The 12,858-nt window shown below is 60.7% G+C and carries 12 protein-coding genes; 9 read left to right on the forward strand and 3 right to left on the reverse strand.

The window, feature by feature from the left end:
• The first annotated feature begins 41 nt into the window (after nt 1-41).
• The 3 genes from ACYSTU_RS05255 (at nt 42) to ACYSTU_RS05265 (ending at nt 2,629) form a co-directional block, all read left to right on the forward strand.
• On the forward strand, nt 42-1,637 hold the full coding sequence (locus ACYSTU_RS05255) for a GMC family oxidoreductase (RefSeq protein WP_498996590.1): 1,596 nt from the start codon (nt 42-44) through the stop codon (nt 1,635-1,637).
• A 115-nt stretch (nt 1,638-1,752) separates the two neighbouring features.
• Complete coding sequence (coaD, locus tag ACYSTU_RS05260; RefSeq protein ID WP_003229157.1) at nt 1,753-2,232, forward strand: pantetheine-phosphate adenylyltransferase; 480 nt, start codon at nt 1,753-1,755, stop codon at nt 2,230-2,232.
• Nucleotides 2,233-2,377: 145 nt separating this feature from the next.
• Nucleotides 2,378-2,629: a YfhL family 4Fe-4S dicluster ferredoxin gene (locus ACYSTU_RS05265; protein WP_003195146.1), complete on the forward strand. Its 252-nt coding sequence runs from the start codon at nt 2,378-2,380 to the stop codon at nt 2,627-2,629.
• A gap of 151 nt (nt 2,630-2,780) precedes the next feature.
• Here ACYSTU_RS05265 and ACYSTU_RS05270 read toward each other — a convergent pair whose 3' ends face one another.
• Genes ACYSTU_RS05270 through ACYSTU_RS05280 form a run of 3 tightly spaced genes read right to left on the reverse strand, consistent with a single transcriptional unit; the run spans nt 2,781 to nt 4,798 of the window.
• Complete coding sequence (locus tag ACYSTU_RS05270) at nt 2,781-3,104, reverse strand: multidrug transporter (RefSeq protein WP_498996597.1); 324 nt, start codon at nt 3,102-3,104, stop codon at nt 2,781-2,783.
• 56 nt (nt 3,105-3,160) lie between these two features.
• Complete coding sequence (mutM, locus tag ACYSTU_RS05275) at nt 3,161-3,973, reverse strand: bifunctional DNA-formamidopyrimidine glycosylase/DNA-(apurinic or apyrimidinic site) lyase (RefSeq protein WP_122698599.1); 813 nt, start codon at nt 3,971-3,973, stop codon at nt 3,161-3,163.
• Nucleotides 3,974-3,985: 12 nt separating this feature from the next.
• Nucleotides 3,986-4,798 (reverse strand): HDOD domain-containing protein, encoded by an 813-nt coding sequence (locus tag ACYSTU_RS05280; protein WP_160769650.1) that lies wholly within the window; start codon nt 4,796-4,798, stop codon nt 3,986-3,988.
• 228 nt (nt 4,799-5,026) lie between these two features.
• Here ACYSTU_RS05280 and ACYSTU_RS05285 point away from each other — a divergent pair, with 228 nt between their 5' ends.
• The 6 genes from ACYSTU_RS05285 to ilvD all read left to right on the forward strand — a co-directional run bounded on the left by ACYSTU_RS05285 (nt 5,027) and on the right by ilvD (nt 12,745).
• Nucleotides 5,027-5,566, forward strand: a complete 540-nt coding sequence (locus tag ACYSTU_RS05285; protein WP_125916698.1) for a type 1 glutamine amidotransferase domain-containing protein — start codon at nt 5,027-5,029, stop codon at nt 5,564-5,566.
• A gap of 162 nt (nt 5,567-5,728) precedes the next feature.
• Nucleotides 5,729-6,925: a class I SAM-dependent rRNA methyltransferase gene (locus tag ACYSTU_RS05290; RefSeq protein ID WP_016772700.1), complete on the forward strand. Its 1,197-nt coding sequence runs from the start codon at nt 5,729-5,731 to the stop codon at nt 6,923-6,925.
• A gap of 449 nt (nt 6,926-7,374) precedes the next feature.
• Nucleotides 7,375-8,448: a SagB family peptide dehydrogenase gene (locus tag ACYSTU_RS05295; protein ID WP_498996606.1), complete on the forward strand. Its 1,074-nt coding sequence runs from the start codon at nt 7,375-7,377 to the stop codon at nt 8,446-8,448.
• Entirely contained in the window at nt 8,445-9,422 is a 978-nt protein-coding gene (locus tag ACYSTU_RS05300) for a diiron oxygenase (protein ID WP_130887358.1), read from the forward strand. Before ACYSTU_RS05295 ends, ACYSTU_RS05300 begins: the two co-directional genes overlap by 4 nt.
• A complete protein-coding gene (locus tag ACYSTU_RS05305; protein WP_130887357.1) occupies nt 9,415-10,647 on the forward strand; it encodes an MFS transporter in 1,233 nt (410 codons plus the stop codon). Before ACYSTU_RS05300 ends, ACYSTU_RS05305 begins: the two co-directional genes overlap by 8 nt.
• Nucleotides 10,648-10,903: 256 nt before the next feature.
• Nucleotides 10,904-12,745, forward strand: coding sequence for a dihydroxy-acid dehydratase (gene ilvD / locus ACYSTU_RS05310; protein WP_024014684.1), 1,842 nt, complete (start codon nt 10,904-10,906; stop codon nt 12,743-12,745).
• Nucleotides 12,746-12,858 lie beyond the last annotated feature (113 nt).

The raw sequence follows: 12,858 nt of genomic DNA on the forward strand, positions 1-12,858 counted from the left end.
CACACACACCCGCATCCAGAATAATAAAGAGAACCTGACCGATGCCCGTACCCGATCCCTTCCGCGAAGGCCTCGCCCGAGGCTGGAAAACCTACAACGGCGCGCAACTGAGCGACGACCTCACCCTCGAAGCCGACGTGGCGATCATCGGCAGTGGCGCCGGCGGCGGCACCACGGCGGAGATCCTCAGCGCGGCCGGCTACAAAGTCCTGCTGATCGAAGAAGGCCCGCTGAAGACCAGTTCGGATTTCAAACTGCTCGAAGACGAGGCCTACAGCAGCCTCTACCAGGAAGGCATCGGGCGCATGAGCAAGGACGGCGCGATCACGATCCTGCAGGGCCGCGCGGTCGGCGGTACGACGCTGATCAACTGGACCTCAAGCTTCCGCACGCCCGAGCCGACCCTCGAACACTGGGCCAGCGAGCACAACGTCAAAGGCCATAGTCCGGCAGAGATGGCGCCTTGGTTCGAAAGCATGGAGCAGCGCCTCGGCGTCGCGCCGTGGATGGTGCCGCCCAATGCCAACAACGATGTGATCCGCAAAGGCTGCGAGCAACTCGGCTACAGCTGGCACGTGATCCCGCGCAACGTGCGCGGCTGCTGGAATCTGGGCTATTGCGGCATGGGCTGCCCGAGCAACGCCAAGCAATCGATGATGGTCACGACCATCCCGGCGACGCTGGAAAAGGGCGGCGAGCTGCTGTATCTGGCGCGGGTGGAGAAACTGCTGATCAGTGGCGACAAGGTCACCGGCCTGCATTGCGTGGCGATGGACGAACGCTGCGTCGAGCCGACCGGGCGCAGCATCAGCGTCAAGGCACGGCATTACGTGCTGGCCGGCGGCGGCATCAACAGCCCGGCGCTGTTGCTGCGCTCCGACGCGCCGGATCCGCATGAGCGCGTGGGCAAGCGCACCTTTCTGCACCCGGTGAACATGTCCGCCGCGCGTTTCGCCGAGGTGGTCAATCCGTTTTACGGCGCGCCGCAGTCGATCTACTCCGACCATTTTCAGTGGAAGGACGGCACCACCGGGCCGATGGCATTCAAACTTGAAGTGCCACCGCTGCATCCGGCGCTGGCCGCCACACTGCTCGGTGGTTTCGGCAAGGAAAACGCCCAGCATATGGCCGACCTGCCGCACACCCACGCGATGCTGGCGCTGCTACGCGATGGCTTCCACCCGGACAGCAGCGGTGGCTCAGTGGAGCTGCGCGGTGATGGCTCGCCGGTGCTCGACTATCAGGTTTCGCAATACGCATGGGACGGTTTGCGCCGGGCCTTTCACGTCATGGCCGAAATCCAGTTCGCCGGCGGCGCGCAATCGGTGATGCCGATGCACGCCGACGGCCGCTATGTGAAGACCCTGGCCGAGGCGCGCTCAATGATCGATGGACTGAGCCTGGAGCTGTACCGCACGCGACTCGGTAGCGCCCATGTGATGGGTGGTTGTGCGATGGGTGAAGATCCGAAAAGCGCGGTTGCCGACAGCCTCGGTCGCCATCATCAACTGCGCAATCTGTCGATTCACGACGGCTCGCTTTTTCCCACCAGCATCGGCGCCAACCCGCAGCTGTCGGTGTATGGTCTGACCGCGCAACTGGCGACAGCCTTGGCTGACCGACTGAAAAACCCATGAAAAAGCAGAGTATTCCTATCGTCTATAGTGCTTTCTTACCCAACAGGCGACTTGGCCGACCGGGAAGGCTGCGATACCATCCGACTCCCCAACGGACTCCCGCCAGGACGACGCGATGAACCGAGTGTTGTACCCAGGTACCTTCGACCCTATTACCAAGGGCCATGGCGATCTGGTCGAACGCGCCTCGCGCCTGTTCGATCACGTGATCATTGCGGTCGCCGCCAGCCCGAAAAAGAACCCGCTGTTCCCGCTGGAACAACGGGTCGAACTGGCTCGCGAGGTCACCAAACACCTGCCGAACGTGGAAGTGGTCGGTTTCTCGACGCTGCTCGCGCATTTCGCCAAAGAGCAGAACGCCAATGTGTTCCTGCGTGGTCTGCGTGCGGTGTCGGACTTCGAATACGAATTCCAGCTGGCCAACATGAACCGCCAACTGGCGCCGGATGTGGAGAGCCTGTTTCTCACGCCGTCGGAGCGTTATTCGTTCATTTCCTCGACGCTGGTGCGGGAGATTGCCGCGCTGGGCGGCGATATCAGCAAGTTCGTCCACCCGGCCGTGGCCGACGCGCTGACCCTGCGCTTTAAAAAGTAGGAGCTGCCGCAGGCTGCGATCTTTGCTTTTGAAGATTGCAGTCTCGTGCCCTTGATCGCCCCCGCGTGCACTGCGCTCGCCAATGCGGCACAATTGCGCGCATTGATTTATAGCGCCCGGGCCTGCCGCCCCGGCTGGAGTTAGCATGTCCCTGATCATCACCGACGATTGCATCAACTGCGACGTCTGCGAACCCGAGTGCCCGAACGCCGCCATTTCCCAAGGCGAAGAGATCTACGTGATCGACCCGAACCTGTGCACCCAGTGCGTCGGCCACTACGACGAGCCGCAGTGCCAGCAGGTCTGCCCGGTGGATTGCATTCCACTGGACGAAGCCCATCCGGAGACTGAAGAACAGTTGATGGAGAAGTACCGCAAGATCACCGGCAAGGCCTGATCACATCAGCGCCAGTACCGAAGCCATCGCGGGCAAGCCCGCTCCCACAGAGTCTGTGGTGAAACACAAATTTGTGTGAACACCAAAACCCATGTGGGAGCGAGCCTGCTCGCGAATGGGCCATCAGCCACACCACTGAAACCCGATCAGCTCACTGGCGCTGCTCAAACCCCTCCCCTGTACACCCCAGACACCGCACAAACGCCGCTTTCGCCGGGTCAACCACCAGCGCCTGACCGGCATCGCCAACACCGCCGCCCAGCGCGGTAAACGGCAACGACACCACAAACGCTCCCGCACCGATCACCGTGGCCACCACCAGCAAGGGCCGGGCAATCAGCAGGTCGCCAAGCATGGCGTAGGCCGGGGGATTCTGGATGGTGTAACGCGGATCACCGCTGCCGGTATCCGAGGCCTGAACGGCCAGGCTGGAACACAACAGCAGCGTGACGAAGAAGACTTGCAGGACTTTCATGGCACGATCCTTCGGGCTGAGCAGTGAGACTTCTCACTATAGACCGAAGGATTTTTTCAGGTCTGGCAGCGCGGGCAAAACACGCTGGCGCGCTGGCCCAGCTTCACTTCGCGCAGGCCGCTACCGCAGACCTTGCAGTGCTGACCACCGCGGCCGTAGACAAACAGTTCCTGCTGGAAATAGCCCGGCTGACCATCTCCGCCAATGAAATCGCGCAGCGTCGTGCCGCCACGCTCGATGGCGGCGGCGAGGATGCGTTTGATCTCGATTGCCAGTTTCAAGTAACGCCCGCGGGAGATGCCCCCGGCTTCGCGGCGCGGATCGATGCCGGCGGCGAACAGCGCTTCGGTCGCGTAGATATTGCCGACCCCGACCACCACCGCGTTATCCATGATGAACGGCTTGACCGCCATCGAGCGCCCGCGTGACAGCTGAAACAGGCGCTCGCCATCGAACAGATCGGTCAGCGGCTCCGGCCCGAGGCGAATCAGCAGTTCGTGATTGAGCGGGTCGTTGCTCCACAGCATCGCACCGAAGCGTCGCGGGTCGGTGTAGCGCAGGGCCAGTCCCGACTCCAGTTCAATGTCGACGTGCTCGTGCTTCAACGCCGGCAACCCGGCCTCGACCAGACGCAGATTGCCGGACATGCCCAAATGGCTGATCAGCGTGCCGATCTCGGCGTTGATCAACAGGTATTTGGCGCGCCGCTCGACCAGCACGATGCGCTGCCCGGACAGGCGCACATCGAGGTCTTCGGGGATCGGCCAGCGCAGGCGCCGGTCGCGGACGATGACCCGGCTGACCCGCTGGCCTTCCAGGTGCGGGGCGATCCCGCGACGGGTGGTTTCGACTTCCGGCAGTTCAGGCATGGTGTCCTCGGATCAATGCGCGCCGAGGTCGCGAATCGTTTGTTTGAGTGTTTCGAAGTCGTAGTCCGACAGACCGACGTAATCGAGCACCAGCGGGCCGACCGCGCTCCACTCGAAATCCTCGCTCTGGTTGCCCAGCACGCGATAAGAGGCGCAGATGTGCTCGGCCATTTTCAGAATCGCCAGCAAATTCTTCAGTTGGCTGTTCTTCGACGATTCGTCGCTGAAAATCGCCAGCGCGTTGTGGTGGTTGGCGATGGCGGCGCTGACATGCTCCGGCAGGCGCCAGGACTTGGCGGTGTAGTAACCGACCACGGCGTGGTTGGTGTTGAACACACGGTTTTCCGTATCGACCACGCGGCATTCCGGGCTGGCGCTGGCGTAGGCCTCTTCCAGCACGGTCATGTAATTGGGGAAACGCTGCAGCATCAATGGCACGCCGCAATCGTGGAACAGGCCCAACGCATAGGCTTCGTCACCCGCCTGGGTGCCGATGCGCTTGGCCAGGGTCAGGCAGGTCATCGCCACATCCTGCGCGGTGTCCCAGAAACGGTTGAGGGTGACGATGGTGTCATCGTTCATCTCGCCCTTGATCGACTGCGCGTTGATCAGGTTGATGATCGAACGGCTGCCCAACAGGTTCACCGCACGCTGGATCGAGGTGATCTTGTTGCTCAGGCCGTAATACGGCGAGTTGACGATTTTCAGCAGCGCGCCGGACAGACCGGGGTCCTGGGAGATCAGTTTGGCGATCACCTCCAGGTCCGGGTCGGGCATGTACTGCTCCATTTGCAGATCCACCATGATCTGCGGTTGCGCCGGCACACTGATGCCTTGCAGCGATTGTTGAATCTGTTCGGTGGTCAGCTCTTGGGACATAAGTACACACTCCGGGGCAGGCGGCGATTCTAACCGCTGAAACCGCAGGGCGACACACCGATGGGCACATCGCCGGAACTTTCATCTGTGCGCAGGCTTCGGAATCTGTAGGGCGCATCGGACCTCAACGGTCCGATGCGAAGGCAAAATCTCCACAGACTCAGGAGCTTACCGATGGCAACTTCCCTCAATGGCAAACGCGTCGCTATTTTGGTTACCGATGGTTTCGAACAGGTCGAAATGACCGGCCCCAAGGATGCCCTCGAGCAGGCCGGCGTGCAGGTCGATATCCTCTCGGCCGAGTCCGGCACCGTCAAAGGCTGGAACCATGACAAACCGGCCGACGACTTCCCCGTCACCAACACTTTCCAGGCTGTGAGCGTCGATCAATACGATGCCGTGCTGCTGCCGGGTGGTGTGCAAAATTCCGACACCATCCGTATCGATCAGGATGCTCAGCATCTGGTCAAGACTGCCGCTTCGGCGGGCAAGCCGATTGCCGTGATCTGCCACGGCAGCTGGTTGCTGATCTCGGCAGGACTGGTCAATGGCAAGACCATGACCAGCTACAAAACGGTCAAGGACGATCTGGTCAATGCCGGGGTCAACTGGGTCGACCAGGAAGTGGTCAAGGACGGCAACCTGATCAGCAGCCGCCAGCCGGATGATGTGCCGGCGTTCAGTCAGGCCCTGATTGACGCACTGGCTGCATAAGAGCTGAAATCGCTTTCGCGAGCAGGCTCGCTCCCACAGGTGAATGCATTCCAAGTGTGGGAGCGAGCCTGCTCGCGAAGGGGCCCTCCGCTTTTCATCGCAGGCCAGACCGGAGCACGCGTCAACACGCTATACTCCCGCTCTTTTTTCCGGAGCGACGTCATGTCCCTGCCTAGCCTGCGCCTCAAAGCCAACGCCGACCGTCGCCTGCGCAACGGCCACTTGTGGGTCTACAGCAACGAAATCGACGTGGCCGCCACGCCTCTGCACGGCTTCAAGGCCGGCGATCAGGCGGTGCTCGAAGCCGCTGGCGGCAAGCCGTTGGGCATCGTCGCCATGAGCCCGAACAATCTGATCTGCGCGCGTCTGCTGTCACGCGACATCAAACTGGCACTCGACAAGTCGCTGCTGGTGCATCGCCTGAATGTCGCACTGTCGTTGCGCGAGCGTCTGTTCGACAAGCCGTTCTATCGTCTGGTCTACGGCGACTCCGACCTGCTGCCGGGTCTGGTGGTCGATCGCTTCGGCGACATCCTCGTGGTGCAGATCGCCTCGGCGACCATGGAAGCGCACAAAGACGACGTGATCGCCGCGTTGACCCAGGTGCTCAAGCCAAGCGGCATCCTGTTCAAGAACGATTCCGCCGCCCGCGACGCCGAAGGCCTCAACCGCTACGTCGAAACCGTATTCGGTCTGGTACCGGAGTGGGTCGCGCTGGAAGAGAACGGTGTGAAGTTCGAAGCGCCGGTCATCCAAGGGCAGAAAACCGGCTGGTTCTACGATCACCGTATGAACCGCGCGCGCCTGGCACCTTACGCCAAGGGCAAGCGCGTACTTGATCTCTATAGCTACATCGGTGGCTGGGGCGTGCAGGCCGCTGCGTTCGGCGCCAGCGAAGTGTTCTGCGTCGACGCCTCTGCATTCGCCCTTGACGGTGTCGAGCGCAACGCTGCGCTGAACGGCTTCGCTGACAAGATGACCTGCATCGAAGGCGACGTCTTCGAAGCGTTGAAGGAACTCAAAGCCAGCGAAGAGCGCTTCGACGTGATCGTTGCCGATCCGCCGGCCTTCATCAAACGCAAGAAAGACATGAAGAACGGCGAAGGCGCCTACCGTCGTCTCAACGAGCAAGCCATGCGCCTGCTGACCAAGGACGGCATTCTGGTCAGTGCTTCGTGCTCCATGCACCTGCCGGAAGACGATCTGCAGAACATCCTGCTGACCAGCGCCCGTCATCTGGACCGCAACATCCAGATGCTCGAACGTGGCGGTCAGGGTCCGGATCATCCGGTGCATCCGGCCATCGCTGAAACCCGCTACATCAAAAGCATCACCTGCCGCCTGCTGCCCAACAGCTGATTGCGCTTGAACACCGGGGAGCCACTGAGCTCCCCGTTTTTTTGCGCCTCCTCCGCCCTTTTTTCACACTCGACATGAGTGCCCTGCTCTCTTCCTACAACTTCTTTCTCGCCGCCTTGCAGGAAGTTTCGTCATGCCTGTAATTCATGGAAATTAAACCTACACAGTAAGCCTCCTGCAAAAGATCACTCCGACAAAATTACTGGAATATTCCTACCTAATATCCGCTTGCCAATATTCGATTACAAACTAATATGAAGTTGTCGCAACGAAGCGACTCCAACTACCAACGAACAAGGAGTTCACATCATGAAAACCATTTATCTCGAAACAGACAAACTCGCCAACCTGGCCTTTCTGGTTGCAGCCACCGGCCGCTAAGTAGCCTGGACGCTGGAGAGTGCCGGCACTCTGGCGTCCATCAGACTTTTCCTGAGTGATCTGAACCCATGTATATCAATCCTTTTCTTTTTATATTGCCGCGCCCGCCCGGACAAGTAGTCTGGAACTACAAGAACCATACTCAACACGAACTTGATCTTGAATACTCCCATCGCCTCGCCAGCCTTATACATAACCCTGATATATTTGACCCAAACAACATAATAGACAGACAACTTCTGGACGCAGGCATTCTAACAACTTCAAAAATAGACAGCCCGGATTGGGGCTGGGATGAACTGTCGAAGATCTATCACATCGGCACACAAAATATACCTTGCGCACATACGCCTCGGAATATCCACGAGTGGTCCAGGCAATATCTGGCGCACTGCAGCGAAGTGCTGGCAAAGCCGGAACCTGCGAACACCCCGGCGCCGCGATCAGTGCAGCCCTTGATTACCCTGCCCGTACCGGGCGCCATTAATGATGACAGCCTGACTCAGGCCCTGATGAGGCGCAAAACCTGTCGTTCCTACACCGGTGCGGCGGTGACACTGAACGAGGTCGGCACGCTGCTGTATCTGACCCTCGGCTATCTTCCCCCGCGCGATGATGCCCACGCCGATCCGGTCGCGCCGGGTCTCGAGGCCCGCCGGAGCTGCCCGTCCGGCGGCGGATTGAACGCCTGTGAGGGATTTGTCCTGGCGCAAAATGTCAGCGGGCTGGAACCCGGCATCTACGCCTACCACCCTGCCGAACACGCTCTGAGTCGGATCAATGCGCTGCCGGATCCGGAACTGGGCCAATTGCTCGGCGGCCAGCACTTCATCAACAACCTGCCGCTGGGCGTGTTCATCACCGCCAGGTTTGATCGTCTCTGGTGGAAGTACGAACACTCGCGCGCCTATCGCATGGCATTCATCGAGGCCGGTCATCTCTCGCAAACCTTTCAACTGGTAGCAACAACGCTGGGGCTGAACACCTGGCTGACCGGCGCATTTGCCGACGCACAGGTTGAAACCCTGCTCGGCATCGCGGGCAGCGCCGAGCAACCGTTGTTCTTCGTCGGTTGCGGACAAAGCGATGGCCAGGCCATGTGCCAGGAAATGCGTGATCTGCTCAGCGGAGCACAGTCATGATTCCCACGGCGATGGACGAGAGCGAAGCCCCGGTGTCATGGTCGCTGAAATTCACGCTTCCAGACTGGGAGAGCCGTGCATCGGTACGCAGCAGTACCCATGACTACCGGTTACCGGGCGATGTCGAGCAGCAATTGCAAACCCGCTACTGGTTCCCCCCGGCCTTCGTGCCCTATCTGGCGCATCCGGCCGTCCAGGCCAAAGGGCGCGAAACCCTGCACCGCCTTACCGCCAATCATCTGGTGTATTTCCTCGATTACACCACCCTGCTCGAACACCGCATCGTCAACCGCGCCGTGGAAGTCATTGCGCACCGCGAACTGCCCATTTACATACCGCTGCCGATGAAGCATGCGGCACTGCAGCTGTATACCGACGAGGGCTACCACGCGCTGTTTTCCAACCAGATTGCCGAGCAGATCGCTGCGTATTACAGCATCACCCGGCGTCCGGTCATTCCGAAGCGGATCAGCCGCATGAACGCCTTGATCGCGCGCACGCCGGAGAAAAACCGCGCTCTGGCCTGGTTCCTGCTGGGATTTGTCTCGGAAACGATCATTGCCCGCGAGTTGCTGGAGGTCTGCCGCGACACGCTGGTGTCCAGCGTGAACGACATGCTGCGTGATCACCTTGCCGACGAAGCCCGGCACAGCCGTTATTTCGCCGAAGCCTTCCATTATTTCTGGATTGCGATGAACAGTCGTCAGCGCCTGTTCGCCAGCAAGACCCTCGTGGAGATCATTTCCATCTTCTTCGAAGCAGATGAAAGCTGGCTGCAACAAAGCCTGCGTTCGGCCGGTATTGCCGAGATCGACGTGATGGAGATTGTCGGCAGCACGGTAACGGTGCAGGCCAACCGCGCTCGTGCACGTGCTGGCTGCAAGCCTACTGTGGAGGCCCTGCACAAGGCCGGCTTCTTTGCATTGCCCCATAACCAGACACTCTTCGCCAAAGCAGGATTGATCGATGGATAAACACAGCCGTGCAACCACCCGCCGACAACAGCGCGGAGCAATCAGCCTGCTGCTGGCGATGATCCTGCTAGGCGTGTTTCCGCTGGATGTGCTGCTGCCTTCCTTTCCGGCATTGGCAGCCCACTTTGGCCGATCGTCAAACGACATCGCGCTGTCGATCAGTCTGTTTGCCGTGGGCATCGCATTTGCCCAGTTGTTGATCGGCCCGTTATCCGATGTGATCGGGCGCAAAGGTCTGCTGCTTGCCGGCATGAGCGTGTCGCTGCTCGGCGCACTGGGCTGCGTGCTGAGCAATGACTACACGCTGTTCCTGATTTTCCGGGTGATGCAGGCGCTGGGATGCGGTTGCTTCGTGCTGTCCCAGGCACTGGTGCAGGACCTGTTCGAAGGCAACGAGCGTGATCGCCTGCGGATCCTGATGGTCACCGCCACGGGCATCTTCATTTCGGTATCACCATTGGCGGGCACGTTTCTGCAGGCCACGCTCGGCTGGCGCGGCAGCTTCTGGGTGTTCATCGCCTTGGCCGCCGTGGTTCTGGTGAAGACGTGGCGGCTGCTCGATAACAGCCGGCCCGTTCAGAATGGGCCACACGGGGGTTTCATAAAGCCCTACAGATTGGTGCTGAGCAATTTCGAATTCGTCGGCTGCTGGCTGATTTCTGCATTCGCTTTCGCCTGCCACTTTTCCTTCATTGTCATTTCCCCGCTGATCTTCATGGAGCAGCTGCAGATGGCACCTTACGATTTCGCCTTGATCCTGCTGATCTACGGCGCCGCCTATGTCTTTGGCGGCCTGTTCGCCAGCGTGCTGAATCGGCATATCAATGCGCAACAGCAGATTTTCACCGGGCTGAGTCTGATCCTGCTCTCGGGGCTGGTGATGCTCTATCTGGCGGCCAGTCATGATCTGTCAGCGGCGACTGTGTTGATTCCGATGCTGATCTGCACGGTGGGCACGACCATTTCACGACCACCGGCTACCTCACGCGCCATGAGCCTGTTCGCCGAAAATGCCGGCGCATCGGCGTCCGCCGGCAGCACCATCATCTTTATCTGTGGCGGGCTGGTCAGCGCCTTGATCAGCCTCGGCCCGGCCAACCTGCAAGCGACGCTGGGTTACGGCTTCGTGGTGTTGAGCGGCGTATCGCTGTTGCTCAACAGCGTGATTGGCCGTCGCGTCAGCAGCCGGCGCAGCAATCCGGTGATGCCGGGAGGCGACCACTGATCCTGCCAGTCGTCATCCCGCGTGCCTCTTCAGCGGGGGAACAACGCTTTGCGCCATTCCCTCGCGACGCCAGCGGTGTAGAATCGCCTCATTCATCGCCATTCATCCCCGGCGGGTTTATGAGCTCAGGCTGAGACCAGCGGCGATCCCGCAACGTCATCGGCAGCTTCCGGACACACGGCCATTTTTCGGGTGTTTCAGAGGTCAACAGAAGCTCACTCCCCTTTAGTACGTGATTAGCCGCCCGGAGTGCTCCATGCCAGATTACCGCTCGAAAACATCCACCCACGGCCGCAACATGGCCGGCGCCCGCGCACTGTGGCGCGCCACCGGCATGAAAGATGACGACTTCAAGAAGCCGATCATTGCCATCGCCAACTCGTTCACCCAGTTCGTCCCGGGGCATGTGCACCTGAAGGACCTGGGTCAACTGGTCGCCCGCGAAATCGAACGCGCCGGTGGCGTGGCCAAGGAATTCAACACCATTGCTGTCGATGACGGCATTGCCATGGGCCACGACGGCATGCTGTATTCGCTGCCGAGTCGCGAGATCATCGCCGACTCCGTCGAGTACATGGTCAACGCCCACTGCGCCGACGCCATCGTGTGCATTTCCAACTGCGACAAGATCACCCCGGGCATGCTGATGGCCGCGCTGCGCCTGAACATCCCGGTGATCTTCGTTTCCGGTGGCCCGATGGAAGCCGGCAAGACCAAACTCGCCTCCCACGGCCTCGACCTCGTCGACGCCATGGTGATCGCCGCCGACTCCAGCGCTTCTGACGAGAAAGTCGCCGAGTACGAGCGTAGCGCCTGCCCGACCTGCGGTTCGTGCTCCGGCATGTTCACCGCCAACTCGATGAACTGCCTGACCGAAGCACTGGGTCTGGCCTTGCCGGGCAACGGTTCGACTCTGGCCACCCACAGCGACCGCGAACAGCTGTTCCTCCAGGCCGGTCGCACCATCGTCGAGCTGTGCAAGCGTTACTACGGCGAGAACGATGACTCCGTGCTGCCGCGCAACATCGCCAACTTCAAGGCGTTCGAGAACGCGATGATGCTCGATATCGCCATGGGCGGTTCGACCAACACCATCCTGCACTTGCTCGCAGCTGCCCAGGAAGCCGAGATCGATTTCGACCTGCGCGACATCGACCGTCTCTCGCGCAGCGTGCCGCAGCTGTGCAAAGTCGCACCGAACATCCAGAAGTACCACATGGAAGACGTGCACCGCGCCGGCGGCATTTTCAGCATCCTCGGTTCGCTGGCCCGTGGCGGCCTGCTGCACACCGACCTGCCGACCGTGCACAGTCGCAGCATGGAAGAAGCCATCGCCAAGTGGGACATCACCCAGACCAGCGACGAAGCCGTGCATCACTTCTTCAAGGCAGGTCCTGCGGGCATTCCGACCCAGACCGCATTCAGCCAGTCGACCCGCTGGGAAACCCTCGACGACGACCGTGAAAACGGCTGCATCCGCAGCTTCGAGCACGCCTATTCGAAAGAAGGCGGCCTCGCCGTGCTCTACGGCAATATCGCGCAGGACGGCTGCGTGGTGAAAACCGCCGGGGTTGATGAGTCGATCCATGTCTTCGAAGGCAACGCGAAGATTTTCGAAAGCCAGGACAGCGCCGTGCGCGGCATCCTCGCTGACGAAGTGAAGGAAGGCGACATCGTCATCATTCGCTACGAAGGCCCGAAAGGCGGCCCGGGCATGCAGGAAATGCTCTACCCGACGTCCTACCTGAAATCCAAAGGTCTGGGCAAAGCCTGCGCGCTGCTCACCGACGGGCGTTTCTCCGGCGGCACTTCCGGCCTGTCGATCGGCCACGCTTCGCCAGAGGCTGCGGCCGGTGGCGCGATCGGTCTGGTGCAGGATGGCGACAAGGTGCTGATCGACATTCCGAACCGCTCGATCAACCTGTTGGTCAGCGACGAAGAACTGGCGGCACGCCGCGCCGAGCAGGACAAGAAAGGCTGGAAACCGGTCGAGGTGCGCCCACGCAAAGTGACCACCGCCCTCAAGGCCTACGCCCTGCTGGCGACCAGTGCCGACAAGGGCGCGGTGCGCAACAAGGCGATGCTGGACGGGCTGTAACCGTCAACTCGCCGATGCAAAAATGCCCCGCCATGTGCGGGGCTGATCGTTCCCACGCTCTGCGTGGGAATGTCTCAAGGGACGCTCCGCGTCACTGGCTGCATTCCCACGCA

The organism is Pseudomonas glycinis, from assembly GCF_054871425.1.

Excerpts from the sequence above, each read along its gene's own strand:
- ACYSTU_RS05300 (WP_130887358.1), top strand. The coding sequence starts at position 8,445 with ATGATTCCCACGGCGATGGACGAGAGCGAAGCCCCGGTGTCATGGTCG.
- ACYSTU_RS05285 (WP_125916698.1), top strand. The coding sequence starts at position 5,027 with ATGGCAACTTCCCTCAATGGCAAACGCGTCGCTATTTTGGTTACCGAT.
- ACYSTU_RS05255 (WP_498996590.1), top strand. The coding sequence starts at position 42 with ATGCCCGTACCCGATCCCTTCCGCGAAGGCCTCGCCCGAGGCTGGAAA.
- coaD (WP_003229157.1), top strand. The coding sequence starts at position 1,753 with ATGAACCGAGTGTTGTACCCAGGTACCTTCGACCCTATTACCAAGGGC.
- ACYSTU_RS05270 (WP_498996597.1), bottom strand. The coding sequence starts at position 3,104 with ATGAAAGTCCTGCAAGTCTTCTTCGTCACGCTGCTGTTGTGTTCCAGC.
- ACYSTU_RS05305 (WP_130887357.1), top strand. The coding sequence starts at position 9,415 with ATGGATAAACACAGCCGTGCAACCACCCGCCGACAACAGCGCGGAGCA.
- ACYSTU_RS05265 (WP_003195146.1), top strand. The coding sequence starts at position 2,378 with ATGTCCCTGATCATCACCGACGATTGCATCAACTGCGACGTCTGCGAA.
- ACYSTU_RS05290 (WP_016772700.1), top strand. The coding sequence starts at position 5,729 with ATGTCCCTGCCTAGCCTGCGCCTCAAAGCCAACGCCGACCGTCGCCTG.
- ACYSTU_RS05295 (WP_498996606.1), top strand. The coding sequence starts at position 7,375 with ATGTATATCAATCCTTTTCTTTTTATATTGCCGCGCCCGCCCGGACAA.
- ilvD (WP_024014684.1), top strand. The coding sequence starts at position 10,904 with ATGCCAGATTACCGCTCGAAAACATCCACCCACGGCCGCAACATGGCC.
- mutM (WP_122698599.1), bottom strand. The coding sequence starts at position 3,973 with ATGCCTGAACTGCCGGAAGTCGAAACCACCCGTCGCGGGATCGCCCCG.